The sequence below is a fragment of the Anaeromyxobacter terrae genome, assembly GCF_022690685.1.
Taxonomy (GTDB): Bacteria; Myxococcota; Myxococcia; order Myxococcales; family Anaeromyxobacteraceae; genus Anaeromyxobacter; species Anaeromyxobacter terrae.
Genome location: NZ_JALCYY010000026.1, coordinates 15,148 through 33,951 on the forward strand (window position 1 = coordinate 15,148; position 18,804 = coordinate 33,951).

At 73.2% G+C, this 18,804-nt stretch carries 16 protein-coding genes; 2 read left to right on the forward strand and 14 right to left on the reverse strand.

Annotation, left to right across the window (positions count from 1 at the left end; all coding sequences use genetic code 11):
* Positions 1–93: 93 nt before the first annotated feature.
* The 3 genes from MNY62_RS13140 to MNY62_RS13150 are packed head-to-tail and all read right to left on the reverse strand — an operon-like array spanning position 94 to position 2,968.
* Positions 94–1,182 (reverse strand): FtsX-like permease family protein, encoded by a 1,089-nt coding sequence (locus tag MNY62_RS13140; protein ID WP_242344632.1) that lies wholly within the window; start codon positions 1,180–1,182, stop codon positions 94–96.
* A complete protein-coding gene (locus tag MNY62_RS13145; protein WP_242344633.1) occupies positions 1,179–1,868 on the reverse strand; it encodes an ABC transporter ATP-binding protein in 690 nt (229 codons plus the stop codon). Before MNY62_RS13145 ends, MNY62_RS13140 begins: the two co-directional genes overlap by 4 nt.
* Before the next feature lie 2 nt (positions 1,869–1,870).
* Complete coding sequence (locus tag MNY62_RS13150; protein WP_242344634.1) at positions 1,871–2,968, reverse strand: ABC transporter permease; 1,098 nt, start codon at positions 2,966–2,968, stop codon at positions 1,871–1,873.
* 236 nt (positions 2,969–3,204) lie between these two features.
* Here MNY62_RS13150 and MNY62_RS13155 point away from each other — a divergent pair, with 236 nt between their 5' ends.
* Positions 3,205–3,582: a hypothetical protein gene (locus MNY62_RS13155; RefSeq protein WP_242344635.1), complete on the forward strand. Its 378-nt coding sequence runs from the start codon at positions 3,205–3,207 to the stop codon at positions 3,580–3,582.
* Positions 3,583–3,595: 13 nt separating this feature from the next.
* Here the strand turns inward: MNY62_RS13155 and MNY62_RS13160 are convergent, their stop codons facing one another.
* The 11 genes from MNY62_RS13160 to MNY62_RS13210 all read right to left on the reverse strand — a co-directional run bounded on the left by MNY62_RS13160 (position 3,596) and on the right by MNY62_RS13210 (position 16,643).
* On the reverse strand, positions 3,596–5,698 hold the full coding sequence (locus MNY62_RS13160; protein WP_242344636.1) for a heavy metal translocating P-type ATPase: 2,103 nt from the start codon (positions 5,696–5,698) through the stop codon (positions 3,596–3,598).
* Positions 5,699–5,701: 3 nt separating this feature from the next.
* Positions 5,702–6,046: a TraR/DksA family transcriptional regulator gene (locus MNY62_RS13165; RefSeq protein ID WP_242344637.1), complete on the reverse strand. Its 345-nt coding sequence runs from the start codon at positions 6,044–6,046 to the stop codon at positions 5,702–5,704.
* A gap of 42 nt (positions 6,047–6,088) precedes the next feature.
* Positions 6,089–7,003 carry a pirin family protein gene (locus MNY62_RS13170; RefSeq protein WP_242344638.1) on the reverse strand — a complete coding sequence of 305 codons (915 nt, stop codon included), beginning with the start codon at positions 7,001–7,003 and terminating at the stop codon, positions 6,089–6,091.
* A 222-nt stretch (positions 7,004–7,225) separates the two neighbouring features.
* Positions 7,226–8,404: an ABC transporter substrate-binding protein gene (locus MNY62_RS13175; RefSeq protein WP_242344639.1), complete on the reverse strand. Its 1,179-nt coding sequence runs from the start codon at positions 8,402–8,404 to the stop codon at positions 7,226–7,228.
* A gap of 147 nt (positions 8,405–8,551) precedes the next feature.
* Entirely contained in the window at positions 8,552–9,424 is an 873-nt protein-coding gene (locus tag MNY62_RS13180; protein ID WP_242344640.1) for a glycoside hydrolase family 16 protein, read from the reverse strand.
* Positions 9,425–9,450: 26 nt separating this feature from the next.
* Positions 9,451–11,679 (reverse strand): DUF3131 domain-containing protein, encoded by a 2,229-nt coding sequence (locus MNY62_RS13185; RefSeq protein ID WP_242344641.1) that lies wholly within the window; start codon positions 11,677–11,679, stop codon positions 9,451–9,453.
* The gene (locus tag MNY62_RS13190; RefSeq protein WP_242344642.1) at positions 11,676–13,022 is read right to left on the reverse strand and encodes a DUF3131 domain-containing protein; all 1,347 of its coding nucleotides are present in this window, start codon (positions 13,020–13,022) and stop codon (positions 11,676–11,678) included. The genes MNY62_RS13185 and MNY62_RS13190 overlap by 4 nt, the downstream gene beginning before the upstream one ends.
* On the reverse strand, positions 13,019–14,842 hold the full coding sequence (locus MNY62_RS13195) for a glycosyltransferase (RefSeq protein WP_242344643.1): 1,824 nt from the start codon (positions 14,840–14,842) through the stop codon (positions 13,019–13,021). Before MNY62_RS13195 ends, MNY62_RS13190 begins: the two co-directional genes overlap by 4 nt.
* A 5-nt stretch (positions 14,843–14,847) precedes the next feature.
* A complete protein-coding gene (locus MNY62_RS13200) occupies positions 14,848–15,177 on the reverse strand; it encodes an STAS domain-containing protein (protein ID WP_242344644.1) in 330 nt (109 codons plus the stop codon).
* A gap of 370 nt (positions 15,178–15,547) precedes the next feature.
* Positions 15,548–15,838: a hypothetical protein gene (locus MNY62_RS13205; RefSeq protein ID WP_242344645.1), complete on the reverse strand. Its 291-nt coding sequence runs from the start codon at positions 15,836–15,838 to the stop codon at positions 15,548–15,550.
* A 142-nt stretch (positions 15,839–15,980) separates the two neighbouring features.
* Complete coding sequence (locus tag MNY62_RS13210) at positions 15,981–16,643, reverse strand: NADPH-dependent F420 reductase (protein ID WP_242344646.1); 663 nt, start codon at positions 16,641–16,643, stop codon at positions 15,981–15,983.
* A 413-nt stretch (positions 16,644–17,056) separates the two neighbouring features.
* Here MNY62_RS13210 and MNY62_RS13215 point away from each other — a divergent pair, with 413 nt between their 5' ends.
* A complete protein-coding gene (locus tag MNY62_RS13215; protein ID WP_242344647.1) occupies positions 17,057–18,799 on the forward strand; it encodes an ABC transporter permease in 1,743 nt (580 codons plus the stop codon).
* Positions 18,800–18,804: the final 5 nt, after the last annotated feature.

The window sequence follows — 18,804 nt, forward strand, 5'->3', positions numbered from 1 at the left end:
GATCAGGGGGGCATTGCCATCTGGCCAGGAGTCCGACGCGCCTCGCCGGGCACCGTCCGTTTCCTCGGGGCCAGCTCGGATCGCGGCGCCCGCTCAGCCCTCCTGAAGCTCGCGCACCGGGTCGCGCGCGATCGTGGCGAGCGCCGTCGGGATGGCCGCGGCGACCCCGACGGCAACCGCCGCGCCGACGGTCGCGACGCAGAGCGACCACGCCCGCGCGAGCGCGGCGGCGACGGCGGGATCCTGCGCCGCCGCGAGCGCCGCACCGCCGGCGGCACCGAGCGCTGAGCCGGCGGCGGCGAGGAGCGCCGAGCGAAAGAGGAGCGCGCCGAGCACTGTCCTTCGCGAGGCGCCGAGGGCGACCAGCGTCGCGAGCTCGACGCGACGCTCGGCCGCGTCGAGGTGGGCCGCGATGACGAGGCAGAGCGCCGCCACGGCCGCCATCACCGCGTAGGCGCTCCCGCGGTGGCGAGAGAGAGACTCCTGCGCCTCGCGGTCCGCGACGTCGCCCCGGTCGCTACGGATCACCGCGGCGCCGAGGGACGCGCGCGTGAGGCGCGCCTCGGCGCCGCGCGACGAGACGCCGGCGCGGAGGGACAGCCTGAGCTCGTTCACGCCCTCGACGCCGGCGAGCGCTTGCGCCGCGGCGAGCGGCAGGAAGAGCCCGAGGTCCTCGACGCCGCCGGTCGAGGGCAGGACGCCCTCCACCCGAAGCTCGCGCCCGTCGAGCGCGACACCCGCTTCGTTCCCGAGGCGGCGCGCGAGCTCGGAGCCGAGCGCCACCGAGTCCGGGCCGTGGAGCGGCATCGGCAGCGCGTCCGCCGCGACCCCCACCACCGGGACTCGGGTGCCCGCGAGCTCGCGGTGCACGACGAGGCGCCGCTCGATCGCCCGGAGATCGCGGCCGAGCGCGGCGCGCACCGCCGCCTCGGCGCTCGCCGGGAGCGCGGCCTCGCCGAGCTCGTACCGCGCGAGTTCGCCGGTCGAAGTACCACGCGGCACCACCGTGAGCGCGGGTCCCATCGCATCGATCTGCGCGGCGACGGCCTCCTCCCGCGCGCGGGCCACGAGCTCCGTCGCGGTGACGGTCGCAGCGATCGCGGCGATCACCGCGCACGCCAGCGCGGCGCGCCCGCGCCTCACGACGAGCTCCCGTACGGCGAGCCACGGCGCGGTCGTCACGCGGTCACCCGCTCCGGAGGATCCGTGTCGAGCGCCCCCGACCGGAGCCGGACGATCCGGCCAGCCCGGGCCGCGAGCCGCAGGTCGTGGGTCACCATCACGATCGTCTGTCCCTCTCCGTTCAGCTCGCGGAGGAGGTCGACCACCTGGTCCGCCGTCGCGGGGTCGAGGTTACCGGTGGGCTCGTCCGCGAGGAGCACCCGCGGGCCGTTCACGAGCGCGCGGCCGATCCCCACGCGCTGGCGCTCGCCCACGGAGAGCTGCGCGGGACGGTGGCGGCTTCGCGCCGACATCCCGAGCCGCTCGAGCACGCGAGCCGCCGCGTCGGTCGCCTCGCCGCGTGAGCTGCCCGCAAGCAGCGCCGGGAGCGCCACGTTCTCGAGGCAGGTGAGGTACGGGACGAGGTTGAACGTCTGGAAGACGAACCCGACCTCCGTCCGGCGCAGCGCCGCCCGCGCCTCGCGATCGAGATCGTAGACGCGCGTCTCGCCGAGCTGGACGTGGCCGGCGGTGGGGGTCGCGAGCCCGCCCATCGCGAAGAGCAACGTCGATTTCCCGCTGCCGCTCCGGCCGACGACGGCGACGAACTCCCCGCGATCGATCCACAGCGACACGCCGGCGAGGGCGTGCACCTCCCCGCCGCCGGGGGCGGCGAACGTCTTCGTCAGGTTGTCGACGCGGATCATGATCAGGACTCCCTCAGGACGACGGTGGGATCGAGCGACGCCGCGCGGGCGGCGGGGACTAAGGCGGCACCCGCGCTCACGAGCGCGGCGAGCCCGGCGGCGGGGAGGAGCAGCCCCGCGGGCGGCGCGAGCGGGGAAGCGAGCAGGGACGCTCCGAGCTGCCTCGTGAGCGGCGCGGCGAGAGCCCATCCCACCACGCCGCCGACCGCGCCGGCGATCGCCGCCTGCAGCGCGAACATCCCGGCGAGCGCGCGCGGCGATGCGCCGACGGCCACGAGGAGCCCCAGCTCGCGCGCGCGGCGCCGCGCCTGCGACGCCGCAAGGGAGCCGATGACGAGCGCGACGACGGCGAAGCCCGTCAGGTGGAGCACGGTCGAGTAGCGCTGCATCGTCTCGACGCTCCCCTTCTGCGCCTTCACCATCCCCGCGACCGTGACGGCGCGGGCGCCCGGAACGAGCTTCTCCACCTCGCCCGCCAGCGTCGCGACGTCGATGCGGCACCAGCACCCGCCGAGCCTGAGCGCCGAGAGCTCGCCGGGCCGCCCGAGGACGCGCTGCGCCGCGGCGAGCGGCATGAACACCGCGCCGTCGAGGCCATCAGGCGGCGGGTCGGCGATCCGCAGCGCCAAGAACGCCCGCCCCCCGAGGCTGAAGGTCCCACCCGCGGCGACGCCGAGGGCGCGCGCTGCCTCCGCGCCGAGGATCGCCGGCTCCGCGTCGCCGAGCGATGGCCAGTCGAGGTCCTGCCCGACGACGACCACCTCGCCCGTGCCCGCGCGCACGTTCCCGTAGAGCCGCGCCTCGATCGACCGGACGTGCTCGGCGACGCGCGAGGAGCGGATCGTGTCGGGGTACGTGTCGGGCAGCGCCTCCGAGCCGAAGCGCCTGGCATGGAAGGCCGAGAGGTCGGTGGCGGCCGGGACGACGAGCATGTTCCGGCCCAGCCGATGCGCGAGCTCGTGCACCGACTCCTCGGCGGAGGCAGTGACGGCGCGGTGGGTGACGAGCGCGGCCACGACGAGCGCGACGGCCGCGGCGCCGAGGGCGTACTCGGCCCAGCGTCGTCGCAGGTCACCGATGAAGATGAAGAGCATCCACATGCGTGGCTCCGGTCTCGGGAGAGGGGGGCGTGTGCCTGTCAGCAAGCCGCGCGCCACGATCCGAGCGCCGGGCCCGACGGGATCCGCCTGCATTCCTCGCGCGAGGCGGCTCGGCGCGGCCACACTGTGATGGGATCGGTTACGCAGGGCCCGCCGCCCCACGCGCGAGCTTGCCTGCTCCGTCGAGGGCGAGAATGATGGCCCGACGTTGAAGGGCTCCTCGCAGGAGGTGAACCATGATGCTCGTTCTCACGTGCGCGCTCTGCGCGACCCAGCCGGCGCTCCCCGCCGAGCGCGAGGCCGGTCCGGATCGCCCGGCGCTGCTCGGTGAGCGCCTCTCGCCGCCGGAGCTCGGCTTCGCAGGACCCTCCGCACCGTCGCCGATGGCGCTCGGTCGAGCCGAGGGCGCTGGCTCGGGCGAAGGCGACGGCCACTCGAGCTACATGGCGCCCATGTGGATCGCCATGGGAGTCATGATGGTCGCGATGATGGTGGTGATGGGCGTCTACGTCGCCGGCCACGGCTCGGGCGCCCAGGCCCTGCATCCCGCGGCCTCGACCTCGCCCGCTCAGCTGGCGCTTCCCGTGGCCCCGATGCGCGGCGGCGGTGGCTGAGGAGGCGTGAGGCTCACAGCCGCGCGCGGCGGAGGAGCTGCGCGTTGATCGCGACGACGACGGTACTGACCGACATCAGCACCGCCCCGACCGCCGGCGCCAGCAGGACGCCCCACCGCGCGAGGACGCCGCCCGCGAGCGGGATCGCGACGACGTTGTAGCCCGCCGCCCACCAGAGGTTCTGGATCATCTTCCGGTACGTCGCCCGGCTGAGCGCGACGATCCGCGGCACGTCGCGCGGGTCGCTCCGGACGAGCACGACGTCCCCGGCCTCGACCGCCACGTCGGTCCCGGCGCCCATCGCGATCCCGACGTTCGCGGTCACGAGGGCCGGCGCGTCGTTGACGCCGTCCCCGACCATCGCGACGCGCTTGCCGCTCCGCCGCAGCGTCTCGATGACCTCGGCCTTCCGCTCCGGGAGCACCTCCGCGTGCACGGTGTCGATCCCGAGCTCTCCTGCGACCGCCGTCGCCACCGCGCGGGAGTCGCCGGTGAGCATCGTGACCTCGAGCCCCATGTCGTGGAGGCGACGGACCGCCTCGTGCGACTCGGGCCGCACCGCGTCCGCGACGGCGAACGCGGCGACCGCCCTCCCCTCCTCGGCGAGGAACACCACCGACTGCCCGCGCTCCGCGGCAGCGCGCGCGAACGCCTCGAGCTCGGCCGGGGGGGCGATCGACAGCCGCCGCAGCAGATTCGGTCCGCCCACGTGGCGCTCCCGCCCGTCCACCCGCGCGCGCACGCCGTACCCGGGGATGGCCTCGAACGCCTGCGCGTCCGGGATCGCGATCCCACGCTCGCGCGCGGTGCGCACCACTGCCTGCGCGACCGGGTGCTCCGAGTCGCGCTCCACGGCGGCGGCCACGCGCAGCGCCTCACCCTCGCTCATCCCGCCACCCGAACGCACGCCCACCACCCGGTGCTCGGCCAGGGTGAGGGTTCCCGTCTTGTCGAACACGACCGTGGTGAGGCGCCGGGCCTCCTCGAGGCCTCGACGGTCGCGGACCAGGAGACCCGAGCGCGCGCCGAGCGTCGTCGAGATCGCGATGACGAGCGGGATGGCGAGCCCGAGCGCGTGCGGGCAGGCGATGACGAGGACCGTCACGACGCGCTCCACGACGAACGCGCCCGGCGCGCCGGCGAGGCGCCACGCGAGCGCGGTGACGAGCGCCGCCCCGATGGCGGCGATGGTGAGCAGGAGCGCCGCGCGATCCGCCAGCGCCTGGGCGCGTGACCGCGAGGTCTGCGCGCTCTCGACGAGCCGCATGATCCCGGCGAGCGCGGTCCGTTCCCCCGTCCCGGTCACCTGTGCGCGCAGGGAGCCCGCGCCGTTCACCGTGCCGGCGATGACGCCGTCGCCGGGCCGCTTCTTCACCGGGCGAGACTCCCCCGTGATCATGGACTCGTCGACGGCGCTCTCGCCGGACTGGACGCGCCCGTCGGCGGGCACGCGCGCGCCGGGCCGGACGAGCACGACGTCGCCGTCCCGCAGGGCGGCGAGCGGCACCTCCTCCTCGCGCCCGTCCACGACTCGCACCGCCGACGAGGGCAGGAGCTTCGCGAGCTCCTTCACCGCCCCCTGCGCCTGGGTGATGGACCGCATCTCGATCCAGTGACCGAGCAGCATCACCGTGACGAGGGTCGCGAGCTCCTCCCACAGCGGCATCCCGGGGTAGCCGAGCGTCACGGCGACGCTGAAGACGAAGGCGACGCCGATCGCGAGCGCGATGAGCGTCATCATGCCCGGGAGGCGATCCCGCAGCTCGCGGACGGCGCCCTGGAGGAACGGCAGGCCCCCGTAGACGAACACGACGGTCCCGAGGATCGGCGGGACGAGCGTCGATCCAGGGAACGCGGGCGCGTGCCAGCCGGTGACCGAGGTGAGCATGTGTCCCCACAGGACGGTGGGGATCGTGAGGGCGAGCGCGATCCAGAACCGGTCGCGGAACATCGCCACGCTGTGGCCGGCGTGCCGGTCGTGCGCGGCGTGCTCGTGCTCCGCCGCGCCGCGCTCGTGCCCCGCGTGTCCGGGCTCGTGCGCGGCGCGTTCGGGCTCATGGGTGGGGTGCCCGCCGTGAGCGTGCCCCGCGTGCTCCGTGGGCTCCCCGTGCGCCACGCCTCAGTCCTCGTCCACGTCGACGCGCGCCCACGGCACCGAGCGGAGCCGCTCGAACGGGATGGGCGCGCCGCTCTTCTCGCTCAGCCCGTAGGTCCCCGCATCGAGCTTCGCGAGCGCCCGCGCGACCTCGGCCAGGAGCGCGCGCTCGCGCTCGACCACCTTCTGCTGGTCCTCGCCCTCCGCCGAGCGCTGCGCCACCTCCTCGAGCTCGGTGCGCTCGTCCTCGGACGGCGCGCTGGTCGCGGGCGTCGCGAGCACGCGGGCGATCCTCCTGCGCTCGTCCTCGAGCTTGCGGCGCAGGATCTCGAGCTGCTCCTTCGTGAGCACGGACGCGGAAGTCGCCACGGTCGCTCTCCTCTCTCCTCGAACCGCCCGGGCGCCTGAGGCTCAGCGCGTCCGGGTCTTGATGAACGTCCCCGCCTCCAGCTCCTCGAACGCGGTGCGCAGCTCCTCCTGCGTGTTCATGACGATGGGGCCGTACCAGGCGACGGGCTCGCCGATCGGCTTCCCCGAGACGAGCAAGCATCGAACCGGCGACTCCTCGGTCGTGACGGTCACCGCATCCCCGTCGCCGAAGAGCACGAGGTGCCCGTCGTCGATGAGCGCGTCGCGCTCCATGTCGAAGTAGCCGGCCCCCTCGGCCTCGTAGGAGTAGGGATCCTTCTGCCTGCTGAACATGGCCTTGCCGCCGATGACGTAGGCGAAGACCGTGTGCCCGCGCGGCGTCTCGTGGGAGAAGGTGACGCCCTGCGGGACGGTGACGTCGAGGTACTCGGGCTGCGTGACCACGTCGGTCACCGGACCGGTCGTCCGGTTCACCACGCCGGCGATCACCTTGATCGTGGCGCCGCTCGCGTCCTTCACCTCCGGGATCTGCGCTGCCGAGATGCCGCGGTAGCGCGGGTCCATCATCTTGTTCGCGGCCGGCAGGTTGGCCCAGAGCTGGAACCCGTACATCGCGCCCGACGGATCGCCCTTCGGCATCTCCTGGTGGATGATCCCGCTGCCGGCGGTCATCCACTGCACGTCGCCGGGGGAGATCACGCCGCGGTTGCCGAGGCTGTCGCCGTGCTCGACGTCGCCGCGAAGGACGTAGGTGATGGTCTCCATGCCCCGGTGCGGGTGCCAGGGGAAGCCCTTCAGGTAGTGCTCCGGCACGTCCGAGCGGAAGTCGTCGAGCAGGAGGAAGGGATCGTAGAGCTCCGGGGGACCGAAGCCGATCGCGCGGCGAAGGTGGACGCCAGCGCCCTCGACGGTGGCCCGACTCTTCACGACCTTGCGGATGCGTCGCTCCTCCGCCACGGGCTGCCTCCCTCTCCGCTGCGTCCGGCTCTGCCCGGCGCGCTGCCAGTGAGATGTTTTGGCGGCCTCGCGCTGTCAACCGAGCCGCGAGGCTGGCCACGAGGAGGGAGCCCCTCGCCCGGTGGCCGGGCCACCCTTCCTTGGCACCCGGTGCCCCGAAAAAGAAAGGCCCCCGGCGAACCGGGGGCCTCGAGCTGTTTGCTGCCGCTCCGGACGACCGCGCTACGGCTCCACGGTCGCCACGTACTTCGGCGCGTTCTTCTCGATGCCGATGATGACCGCGGACTTCACCGGGTTGTGGTCGGCGTCGAGCCGGATCGTGCCGGTGACGCCCTGCAGCGAGGTCGTCTTCTCGATCGCGTCGCGGATCGCGGTCGGCGTGAGGTCGGTGGCGCGCTTCATCGCGTCGATCGCGAGGAGCGCAGCGTCGTAGCCGAGCGCGCCGAAGGCGTCGGGCTTCGCGTGGTACGCGGCCTCGTACTTCTTCGCGAACTCCTGGACCACCGGCGAGGGGTTCTCGACCGAGTAGTGGTTCGTGAAGAAGCCGCCGTCGAGCGCGCCCTGCGCGATCTCGTAGAGCTTCGCCGAGTCCCAGCCGTCGCCGCCGGCGAGCGGCGCCTTCACGCCGAGCTCGCGGCTCTGGCGGCCGATGAGCGCGACGTCGGTGTAGTAGCCCGGGACGTAGACGATGTCGGGCTTCGCGAACTTCACCTTGGTGAGCTGCGCCTTGAAGTCCTGGTCGCCGGCCTTGTAGCTCACGTCGAGCACGATCTGGCCGCCGAGCTCCTTGAAGGTCTTCGTGAAGTAGTCGGCGAGGCCCATCGAGTAGTCGTTGCCCACGTCGCGGATGATCGCGGCGCGCTTGGCCTTCAGGGTCTGGCTCGCGAACTTCGCCATCACCGTGCCCTGGAACGGGTCGATGAAGCACACGCGGAACATGTACGCGCGCGTCTTGTCGCCATCCTTCGTGACCTTCGGGTTCGTGGAGGCCGGGGAGATGGCGGGGATCTTGTTCGCCTCGGCGATGGGCGCGAGGGCGAGCGTGCTCGTCGAGCCCAGCTCGCCGATGAGCAGCGTCGCCTTCTTCTCGTTGATCGCCCGGGTCGAGGCGATGGCCGCCTCCTCCGGCTTGCCCTGCGTGTCGTAGACCTGGAGCGAGAGCTTGTGGCCCTTCACGCCACCTGCCGCGTTCGCCTCGTCGACCGCGAGCTTCACGCCGTTGTTGGCGCCTTCGCCGAACGTGGCGATGTCGCCGGAGAGGGGCATGACGTTCCCGATGACGATCGGGGCCGCCTCGGCCTGCGCGGCCGGGGCCGCGGCCTGCTGCTTCCCTTCGTCCTTCTTCGAACACGCCACGCCGGCGACGAGCGTCGCGAGCGCCACCGCGCCCAGCTTCCGCATTGGTGATCCTCCTTGCGCCGCGTCGCGCATGCGCCTGCGGGCGCAGGGCGCGGCTCACGTCGTCCATATCACGCTGGACGGGAAAAGGAATTCGGACGGGCCGAAGGGGCTCGACTCGCTGCGGCAACCCACGACGATCAGGGCGGCTCACGTCTTCTGCCAGATGCGGACCCAGTCCACGTCCATCCCGGTCGTGCTCGTCGCGCGCGCGCCGTAGCCGCCGGCCGGCACGAAGCCGGCCCAGCTCGCGTCGGCGACCTCGCAGGTGAGCTGCACGTACTCGCTCCGGTGCGAGATCGCCGCGTCGGTCGTCCAGGCCGGCAGCCCGTCGATGTAGAAGGTGTAGCCCACGTCGGTCCAGAGCACGCCGAAGACGTGCCACTCGCCCTGGATCGGCGCGTTGCCGGGGAGTGACACGACCTTCTGGACGTTCTGCCGCGAGGACGCGGTGCGATCCCAGTTCAGGTTCATCGCCGACATGTCGCGCAGCGCGGTCCAGCCGTGGTCATCCGTCGCGCGGTGCTCGACGACGTCGATCTCCACGCCCGCCGTGCCCGGGTCACCCATCGGATTGCCGTTCGTCGGCGAGTCGATCCAGAACGCGCACCACTCGCCCGGCGAGTCGTGGAAGCGGATGCGCGCCTCGAAGTAACCGTAGGTCACCTCGACGACGCCCTGCGTGCCGAGGAACCCGGTGTGGTGCCGGCCGGACGCGTCGGTGTAGGTCGTGAGCGTGAGCAGGCCGTCGTGCACGGAGGCCGCGTCCGGCGTGGCGATCGCGTCGAGGCGCGGGGCGGAGAGCGCGCTCCACGCCGGGCCGAGCGCGCTGCCCTCGAACTCGTCCTGCCAGACGAGCTTGTAGCCTTGCGGAGGCAGCGCACCGGGGTTCGCGTTCGCCGGCACCTCCGTGGGAGGCGACGTCGGCTGCTGGCGCGGCGGCTCGGGGGGCGGCGTGAGCCCGCACGCGGCCGCGAGCGCGACCAGGGCGGCGAGGCTCGCTCCCTCCAGCATCGTTCGCATCACGGTCTTCCCCTCCCAGCGTGCCGCTAGAACGCGAGGTTCACGCCCACCGCGAGCATGCCGTTGTGGGACCAGCTCGTCGGTCCCCAGTCGTAGTAGGTGACGTAGAACGTGCCCGGCCTCCAGTCCCACCGGCCGAACCCGTAGACGATCCGCCAGCGCGGCGTCCCGGAAGGCCCCTCGAACACGCGCGGCACGGTCCAGCCGATCCCACCCATGGCGAACCACTTCCCGGCGACGGTGAGCGTCGCCCGCGCGCTCACGTAGGGCCCGCCGGCGAAGGGGACCGTGCCCCCGACGAGCGGCGAGAGGCAGAACGCGCCGCCGCAGAGGTTCGGCCCACGGTAGCCGAGGTTGAGCTCGGCCCCGTGCATGGCGAGCCCGTCCCCGGGCCGGACCGGCCCCCAGTTGTCGAGGTGCAGGAAGAACGTCCGGCCCCGCCAGTCGTCCCAGCCGATCCCCCACAGCATCCGCGCGTTGCCGGTGGGCGAGAACGGCGTGGCCTCCGCGCCGAACCGCAGGAACGAGGCGCGCCACGGCCAGAGCGTCGCGACCGCCCCGGCGCCGGCGCGATCGACGCCGCGGTAGTCGGTGAACAGGGAGAGCGTGAGCGGGTGCGCGTACAGCCGGGCGCGGCGCGGCGGCGCCGGGGGGGCGAGTGCCGGCGCCGCCGAGATCGCCTCTGCGCGCGCGGCCTCCGGCGTCCCGGGGTAGCAGGCACCGGCGGCGGCCGGGAAGGCGGCAGGGACGGTGACGCCGCGGCGAGCGGACCTTGCCTGTGGGCCGCTCGGCGCCCCGTGCGGCGGACGGTGCAGCGGTCCAGTGCGCTCGAACAGGATCGCCTCGAGGATGATCCCATTCGTGTTCGCGTTGAGGGATCTGTTCACCCCGCCCCGCTCGTAGATCCCGGCGTACCAGCCGCGCTCGGGATCGCGCGCCTCGGCGACCGCGCGGCGGAGCACGCGGGAGTACGGATCCTCGGGGAAGAGCGTCGCGAGCGCGAACGCCGCCTTGGTGGAGAGCGCGCGGAACCGCGTGGCGTCGTCGCCGGTGGGCGTGACGGCCTGCCAGGGCCCGCCGTCCGCCCAGATCGCGCCGTACACGAACCACGGCGCCTCGTCGACGTGATCCTCGCTCGCGGCCGTCGGGATCCCGGTCCGCTCCCACCGCCGCCGCTGCACCTCGAAGACTCGCCGCAGGAGCTCGCCCCGCTCGCCGTCGCGCCCGAGCTCGAACGCGCCGAGGACCCACGGATCGGTGACGAGCGCGTTCACTGCCCCGAACCGCCGCCGATCGCGCGTATCGTGGCGGACCGGCACGCCGAGGATCGGGGTGTCCGCGGCGAAGCGGTCGTAGGCGCGAGCGCGGGACATCGCGAACCCGAGCCGGGCGAAGCTCTCCGCGGCGTACTGCTCGTACCCGAGCCGCCCCTCCTGCACGACCTGCACCTTGCCGCGGTCGTCGACGATCGCGCCGTGGAGCTCGCCGTCGCCGAGGAGCCGGCAGTAGCGCCAGCGCCCGAGGACGCGTGCGACCGCCGCGCGGTGCTCCGGGGCGCGCTCGGCGAGGACCGTCAGGGCCGACGCCAGCCGGGCGAGATCGACGGCCGAGAAGCCGATGCCGGCGGCGGTCGGCTTGTTCGCGTAGTCCGCCATCCTGCCCGTCGCGGCGTCGTACGCCTTGTTCGGCAGCTCGTTCTGGAAGAGCGGCTGCATCGCGAGGGTCCAGAGCAGCGTGTCCATGCGCGTGTCGAAGGTGGCCCCGTCGACGAGGCCGAGGTCACGCGCGGCGAGCGTGGCGAAGACCGTCGAGCCGAGATCCCACATCGAGGTGTTCGAGTAGCCCTCGACCGAGTTCACCAGCCCCGTCGCGGGGTGGTAGTTCCGCTCGAAGTACCGCCAGGCGATCTGCGCCGCCTCGAGCTCGGGATCCGCGGGGCGCGCGGGCTCCGCGCTCGGCGCGGCCGAGGCCGCGGGCGGTGGCGCAGGCTGCGCGCTCGGTGCCGCCGACTGCGCGGGCGGTGGCGCCTGCTCCGCGATCGGTGCCCCTTGCTCCGCGGGCGCCGTCGCCTCCGGCGCCGGCTCGTCGGCGAGCGCGCCCTGCTCGCCGGCCGGCTCCCGCTGCTCCGTCGCGGTGGAGTCCTCCACCGCCCCGGCCTCCACCGCGGGCGGGGCGGTCGCGTCGGCGCCTGCGGCGCCGCGTGGAGCGACCGCGAGCGCCGCGGCGAGGACGGCGACGAGGGCGCGTGCGCTCACCGCCGGGCCTCCGAGGCGTCGGGCTCCTCGGGCCGCAGCCAGGGGCCGTGCGCGCGGTAAGCGAGCGCCTCCAGCACGAGCGCGTTCGTGTTGAGCGACAGCGCCCGGTTCACCGCGCCGTCCCGGTCGTAGCGCCCGGCGAAGAGCCCGCGCGCGTCCACGAGCTCCCGCGCCGCCGTGAGGAGGCGCTCCGGATAGCTTCCATCGAACAGCACGCCCCACCCCACCGCCGCCTTCGTCGAGAACCCGAGGTCCTGCGGGACGGGCGTGCCGTCGGGCGCGAACGCCGTCCAGCGCTCGTCCCCGTTCAGCACCGCCGAGTACGCGAACCACGGCGCGCGATCGAGCGCGTCCTCGGAGATCGCGGTGAGCTTCCCCGTCGTCGCGAAGCGCCGCTCCTGGACGCGCAGGAGCGCGCGCGCGATCGGGAGCGTCGTCGCGTCGAACCCGTGCTCGAGGGCGTCGAGGATCCAGGGCTCCGACAGCACCGCGGCGTGCGTGCCGCCGTACCGGCGCGGGTGGCGATCGTCGTGCGGGATCCGCTGCCCGAGGACGTCCGAGAACGCGAGGTGGGCGCGGTAGTCGATGGCGCGCGAGACCGGCACGCCCCACGGCAGGAGCGCCTTCGCCGCGTACTGCTCGTAGCCGAAGCGGCCTTCCTGGTACCTCTCGACGGCGCCGTCGGCCCGCCGCTGCGCGCCGACCAGCGCGGCCCCGTCGCTGAGCTCGCCGAGCCGCCAGCGCGACACCGCGCGCCGCACGAGCGGCGTCAGCTCGGGGTGGCGCCAGGTCACGATCCACAGCGGGACGAGGACGCGGGCGACGTCGAGGGCCGACCAGCCGATGCCGTTCGGCGCCAGCCGGTTGTCGTACCCGACCATCTCGAGCGTGCGCGTGTCATACGCCTTGTTCGGCAGCTTGCGGTCGAAGAGCGGGATCGCGCGGAGCGACTTCAGGGCGCGGCGCAGGCGAAGCCCCGCCGCGTCGCTCGAGATGACGCCGAGGTCCTCCGCGGCGAGGATCGCCATGAGCTGAGACCCGGTGTCCCACATCGTGGTCGAGGGGTAGCCCTCGACCGAGCCGGCGAGGCCGGTCGCCGCGTCGGTGTTCCGCTCGAAGTAGCTCCAGGCGGCTCGCGCCATCCGCCGCTCGTCCGCGTCGAGCGGCGAGGGCCGCCGCAGCGACGGCTCGTCGCCGGTCGCGAGCGCGGCGAGCCCCGGAGCCGGCGACACCTCGGCCCGCGCGAGCTTCCCGGCGTAGTGCACCGTGAAGATCGCGACCGCGAGCCCGACGAGGAACGCGAGGTGCGATCGCGCAGTTAGGAGTCCACCCCAGAAGCTCACGCCGTGACCTCCTTCGGCCGCCTCGGCATGAGCCCAGCCCCGATGAACGGGGCGAGGCAGGCGGCGTTGTGCAGGCTCCAGAACAGGTTCGCGAGGTACGCGGCCGCCTCCCCGGGCGTAGCCAGCGGCCGCGCGACGAGCGCGCCCCGGTAGACGAGCCCGACCGCGATCGCGCCGAGCAGCACGAGGTGCGGCACGACGAGCCCGACCGGGCGCCGCGACGAGGCGATCTTGGGCGTGACGGGGAACCGCAGCGGGCGCCGGGCGATCACGTGGGCGAGCGCGCGGAGGTTCAGCCAGAACGAGGCCAGGTGGTACTGCTCGCCGCGCCAGGTCGGTACGCCCCACGTGCCGACCATCAGGGCGAGGCGGCTGGCGAGGAGGAACGGCACGATGCGGACGGCGAACTCGCCGTCGTACGCCCGCACCGGCGTCACCCCCGCGAAGAAGAACGCGAGCGGCGCGAGCATGAGCGGCAGCACCCACAGCGGCGCGAGGTACGCGTACATCGTCGCGCCGTACATCACCTTCTGCCAGGCCGTGAGGCGGGGCAGGCGCAGCGGGTTGTCGTGCAGCGCGATGTCGAGCGTGCCGCTCGCGTACTTGAAGCGCTGGATGCTCCAGGCGAGCAGGTCCTGGGGCGAGAGCATGCGGGTGAGGACGCGCGGGTGGTACACGGAGCGCCAGCGCCGCGGCGCCGCGTGGAGCCGGATGCTCGTGTAGATGTCCTCCGACACGTGGAACTCGTACGGCGTGAGCTCGATGCGCCGTGCCGCCTGCGACGCGAGCGCGGTGGCGAGCGTCGCGCGGCGCGCGCGGTCGGGGACCCGCGCCGTGATCGGACGGATGGCCGCCGCCACCGCGGCGCCGAACTCCGTCAGGGCCCCCTCCATCACCGCCTCGCGCCGGTGCACGCTGCCCGCGCCGCAGCAGAACGCGGCGTTGCACCAGTTCCGGCACCGCTGGACCACGTGGTAGAAGGCGCGCGGATCCGACCCGAGCCGGTCTGCCCCGACGGCGACCGGCCCGATCGCCGCCTCGACGGCGCGGCCGAGGAGGCGCCCCGCGCGCCCGAGCCGGGCCCGGCGCGCGAGCCAGTCCGGGAGCCGCACGCCGGCATCGAGGTCGTAGAAGGACTGGGGCGTCTGGACCCACGCGACGCGCGGATCGCGGAAGTACCCGAGCGTCTCCTCGAGCAGGGCGGGCAGCGGCCGCGTGTCCGCGTCGCAGATGACGACGAGGTCGCCGTCGCTGTGCTCGAGCCCGTTGCGGAGGTTGCCCGCCTTGTACCCCTCGTTCGTCGCCCGGGAGAGGTACCCCACCCCCTCTTCCCCGGCCATCCGCCGCATCTCGGGGCGCCGACCGTCGTCGAGGACGTACACACGCACCGTCAACGGGTGCGGATAGGTGAGCTGCTTCGCGTCGCGCACTGAGAGGCGCACGAGCCCGACGGGCTCGTCGTAGGTCGTGATCATCACGTCGACCTTGATCGGCCGGTCGTGCGGGAGCGGATCGTCGCGGATCTCGTTCACCGTTCGTGGAGCCGGCCGAGCGACGGGATCCTCGGCCCGCCAGATCGACAGGAAGAAGACGACCGCCCCCAGGTACGCGAGCGTCTCCGCCGCGGCGATGACGACCGCGAACCCGAGCGCGTCCGGGTTGAGCGACGCGGTCCAGCGCCAGGCGAGGTACCAGCCGCCCAGCACGGTCGCGAGGACCGCGAGCACCTGGAAGGCGAAGTTGCGCACCCCGTCGCCGCGTGCCCGCACGCGCGGCGGGGCGGTCTCGGTCTCGATCCGCGGCACGTACGATGCGTCCAAGGCGATCACTCCCCGACGGCGGCTGACATGTCGTCGAACTGAGGGAAGAGCTCGTCCAGCCGCGTCCGCGCGAGGAGCGCGCGGACGGACGGCGAGGCGTGGGCGAGGCGCAGCTCGGCGCCTGCGTCCATCGCCTTCAGGATCGAGATGAGCGCCGCGAGCGCCGAGCCGTCCATGGACGCGACGTGCTCGAGCGACACGACGACGCGCCGCCGCCCCCGCGCCTGCTCGGCGACGCGCGCCCGCAGCTCCACGGCGCACTCGGCGTCGAGCCGCGGGGCGAGCGGCGTGACGACGAGCGATCCGTTCCTGTGCGCGAAGCGGAGATGGAGCATGGGCGAGGACCCGGCCGGCCACAGCCGCACCGCATCCGCTCTGCAAACTGGAACGTCGCCCGGACGACGCAAGGGTTGACCGTTTCATCCGACCCTTGCCGGGAAGGCGTGCCGGGAGGCGCAGGCAGGGGGCTCGCGGAGGCGTCGGATCGCCGCCTCGCCCGTGGAGCGAGCGCGACCGCAACCCCGCGTCTTCACGCCGCCAGGGCCTTCAGCAAAGGCCGCTCGCTCCCGTCATCGATGGGCCGCTCAGCGAGCGCGCGCCCGCCACGCCTGCCGGTTCGCGAGCGAGGCAGCTCGCGCCGATCCGCTCGGCTCGTGGAGGGGCGCCTGCCTGGGCGCCAGGGGGGGCAGGCGCTCGTTGCGGAAATCAGCGCTTCGGCTTCCCGGCATCCCCCGAGTCGCGCCGGTCCGATTCCCGCCAGATCCGCCGCAGACGGATCACCGAGAGCGCGACCGCACCGAGCGCCGCGACGCTCGCCGCCGCGGCCGAGATCCACGGCGCGCCGAGCGCCGGGAACGACGCAGCGAGGATCCGCGGCACGAGCCCCACCGCGATCACCGCGAGGAGACCCAGACCGCCGATCTGGAGGAGCCCCAGCGTCGCCAGGGCCCTGCGTCGCTCGGTCTCCTCCTGCTGATGGTCGTCCGGTTCGCGCATGGTCTCCTGCTCGGCTCGACCCTACCGCACGTACCGGTAACCCTGCGCCGCACTGCCCCGAAAGTCACGTCGCTGACGCAGTGCGAAGCCGGGGTCCCGGTGCCGGCATCCACCGAGGCGCGACGCGTGCACGGCGTCCACGTCACCCGGCCTTGGCCGACACGACCTTGAAGTTGAAGGCACCGCTCCCGGAGACCCCGTAGATCCGGAGCCAGAGCGGCAGGATCGACTCGGTGCCACGGGCAGTGGACAGATCGCCGAGGTCAAGGATCTCCTCCTCCCTCCAGCCGAACGATCGCAAGAGGCCCTTCACGACCTTCTTCGCCTCGGCATCGTTCCCGGAGAGGTAGGTGTGGTGCGAGTCCGGGAGCATCCGCGGGTTCACCATGACGCCGCACCACATGGTGTTCAGCGCCTTCACCACGCGTGCACCGGGGAAGGCCCGCTGAATGGCCTCGGCGAGCGAGTCGGTGTTGCCGATGGCCAGGATCGGCGGCCCCCCCTTCGAGGCGTCCAGCGCGTTCGCCACGTCCACCAGCACCTTGCCGGCGAGGTTCGCCTCCCCCGCTGCGCGCAGCGCATCGAGGCTCGCCACCCCGAGGGTGCAGTTGAGCACCACCTCGCCGAACGCCGCTGCGTCGGCGAAGGTGCCGCTGCTCGCCCGCGCGCCGGCTTCCCTGGCCCAGGCCTGCCCCTTCTCGTTGGCCGCCGTGCGCGAGCCGAGCCTCACCTCGTGCCCCAGCTCCACCAGCTTGGTGCCGAGGGTCCTGCCCACATCGCCCGTTCCCAGGATGCCCATCCTCATCGCCCTTCCTCCCTCCGATCGCCGGCCGATGGGCCGGGGTCACCGGTGAACGTAGGGGCCGGGCACGGGCGCTTCTACGCGGAGGCGACCCCGGCTCCGAGATCACGACGAGATCGCAGCCGAATCGCGACGCGTCGGGCCAGACGGTGCGCCGGTTCCGCGAGGGCAACCTCGAGGCGCGCGCCCGGGTCGACGGCAAGGACGAGATCGCCGCGCTCGCACAGTCCTCTCGCGGAGCGACAGGCAGCACGAGTTCGGTCCGGTCGTGGGGATTTCCTACCTTTACTGGCGACGGCTCGCCGGCGTGCGCGGTATGAAGCGCTGATGAGGCCAGCGGCCGAGGACAGGATCTCTGCACCTGCCCGTCGCCGCCGCGGCGGACGCCGCTCGGAGCAGCACGCGAGGTCGACCCCGTGATCCGCCGCGTCACCCAGATCTTCGGCGAGGCCGTCGCGTTCCTCGACCGCTCGCGGAAGCTCGGATGGACCGATCTGGCGCTCGCGGCCGGGCTGGGCGGGACCATCTACGGGCTCATCCGCCTCGCCCAGGAATGGACCGGGGCGTTACGGCCCACGGTCAACATCGACCTCTCCATCGGCGCGCTCCCCGGCTACGCGCTCCTCTCGCTCTCGCGCGGGTTGGCCGCCTACGCGCTCTCGCTCCTCTTCACGCTCGCGTACGGCTACTGGGCGGCCCGGGATCGCGTCGCCGAGCGCGTGCTCATCCCCACGCTCGACATCCTCCAGAGCATCCCCGTGCTCGGGTTCATGCCCGGGCTCGTCCTCGGCCTCGTCGCGGCGTTCCCCCGCAGCAACGTGGGGCTCGAGCTCGCCTCGGTGATCATGATCTTCACCGGCCAGGCGTGGAACATGACCTTCAGCTTCTATCACTCGCTGAAGTCCATCCCGCGGGACCTCACCGAGGTGGCGACGCTCAACCGCTTCCACTGGTGGCAGCGCTTCCGCTGGGTCGAGCTGCCGTTCAGCGCCATCGGGCTCGTGTGGAACAGCATGATGAGCATGGCGGGGGGATGGTTCTTCCTCATGGTGAGCGAGGCGTTCGTCCTCGGAGACAAGGACTTCCGCCTCCCGGGACTCGGCTCGTACATGAGCGTCGCCGTCGCCGCGGGCGACGGCCGCGCGACGCTCGCGGCGGTGGTCGCGATGGCGCTCATGATCGTCGCGCTCGATCAGCTCCTCTGGCGCCCGATCGTGGTCTGGGCGCAGAAGTTCCGGGTCGAGGAGAGCGGCCAGACCGAGCCCATGGAGTCCTGGTTCCTCGATTTCCTGAAGCGCTCTCAGGTGCTGCCCTGGGTCGGGCGGCTGATGCGCCGTGCCGTGAGCGCCGTCGCCCCGGCGCGACCGGCGACGCGCCCGGAGCGGACCCCTGCCCGCCGGCCGCGCGCTTTCGCGGGGGCGCTCTCGCTCGCGCTCTTCACGCTCCTCCTGGCGCTCCTCGCGTGGGGCGCGTTCGGGCTCCTCGGCCTCCTGCGGCAGGTTCCTCTCGGCGCGTGGGGAAGCGTCGGACTGGCTGCGACGCTCACGCTATGCCGCGTGCTGCTCGCGACGGCGATCGGAACGCTCTGGACGCTCCCGGCCGGACTCGCCATCGGGCTCTCACCTCGCCTCTCGCGGGTCCTGCAGCCCGTCGTGCAGGTCGTCGCGTCGTTCCCGGCCCCGATGTTGTTTCCGGCCGTGGTCGCGATGCTCACCGCCGCCGGGGTCGGGCTCGGCTTCGGCAGCATCCTCCTCATGCTGCTCGGCACGCAGTGGTACATCCTGTTCAACGTCATCGCGGGCGCGACGGCGATCCCGGCAGACCTTCGTGAAGCCGCGCGCATCTACCGGGTCGGCACGCTCCAGCGCTTCCGCGAGCTCTACCTCCCTGCCGTCTTCCCGTACCTCGTCACCGGCTGGGTGACGGCCGCGGGCGGCGCCTGGAACGCCAGCATCGTCTCCGAGTACATGAGCTTTCGCGGCCAGGTGCTCTCCACGACCGGGCTCGGCGCCCGCATCAGCATGGCCGCGGCGGGCGGTGAGTTCACCGTGCTCGCGGCCGCGATCACCTTCATGGCGGCGATGGTCGCGCTCTTCAACCGCCTCGTCTGGCGGCGCCTGCACGGCATCGCTGAAGAGCGCTTCTCGCTGACCCGGTAGCGAGG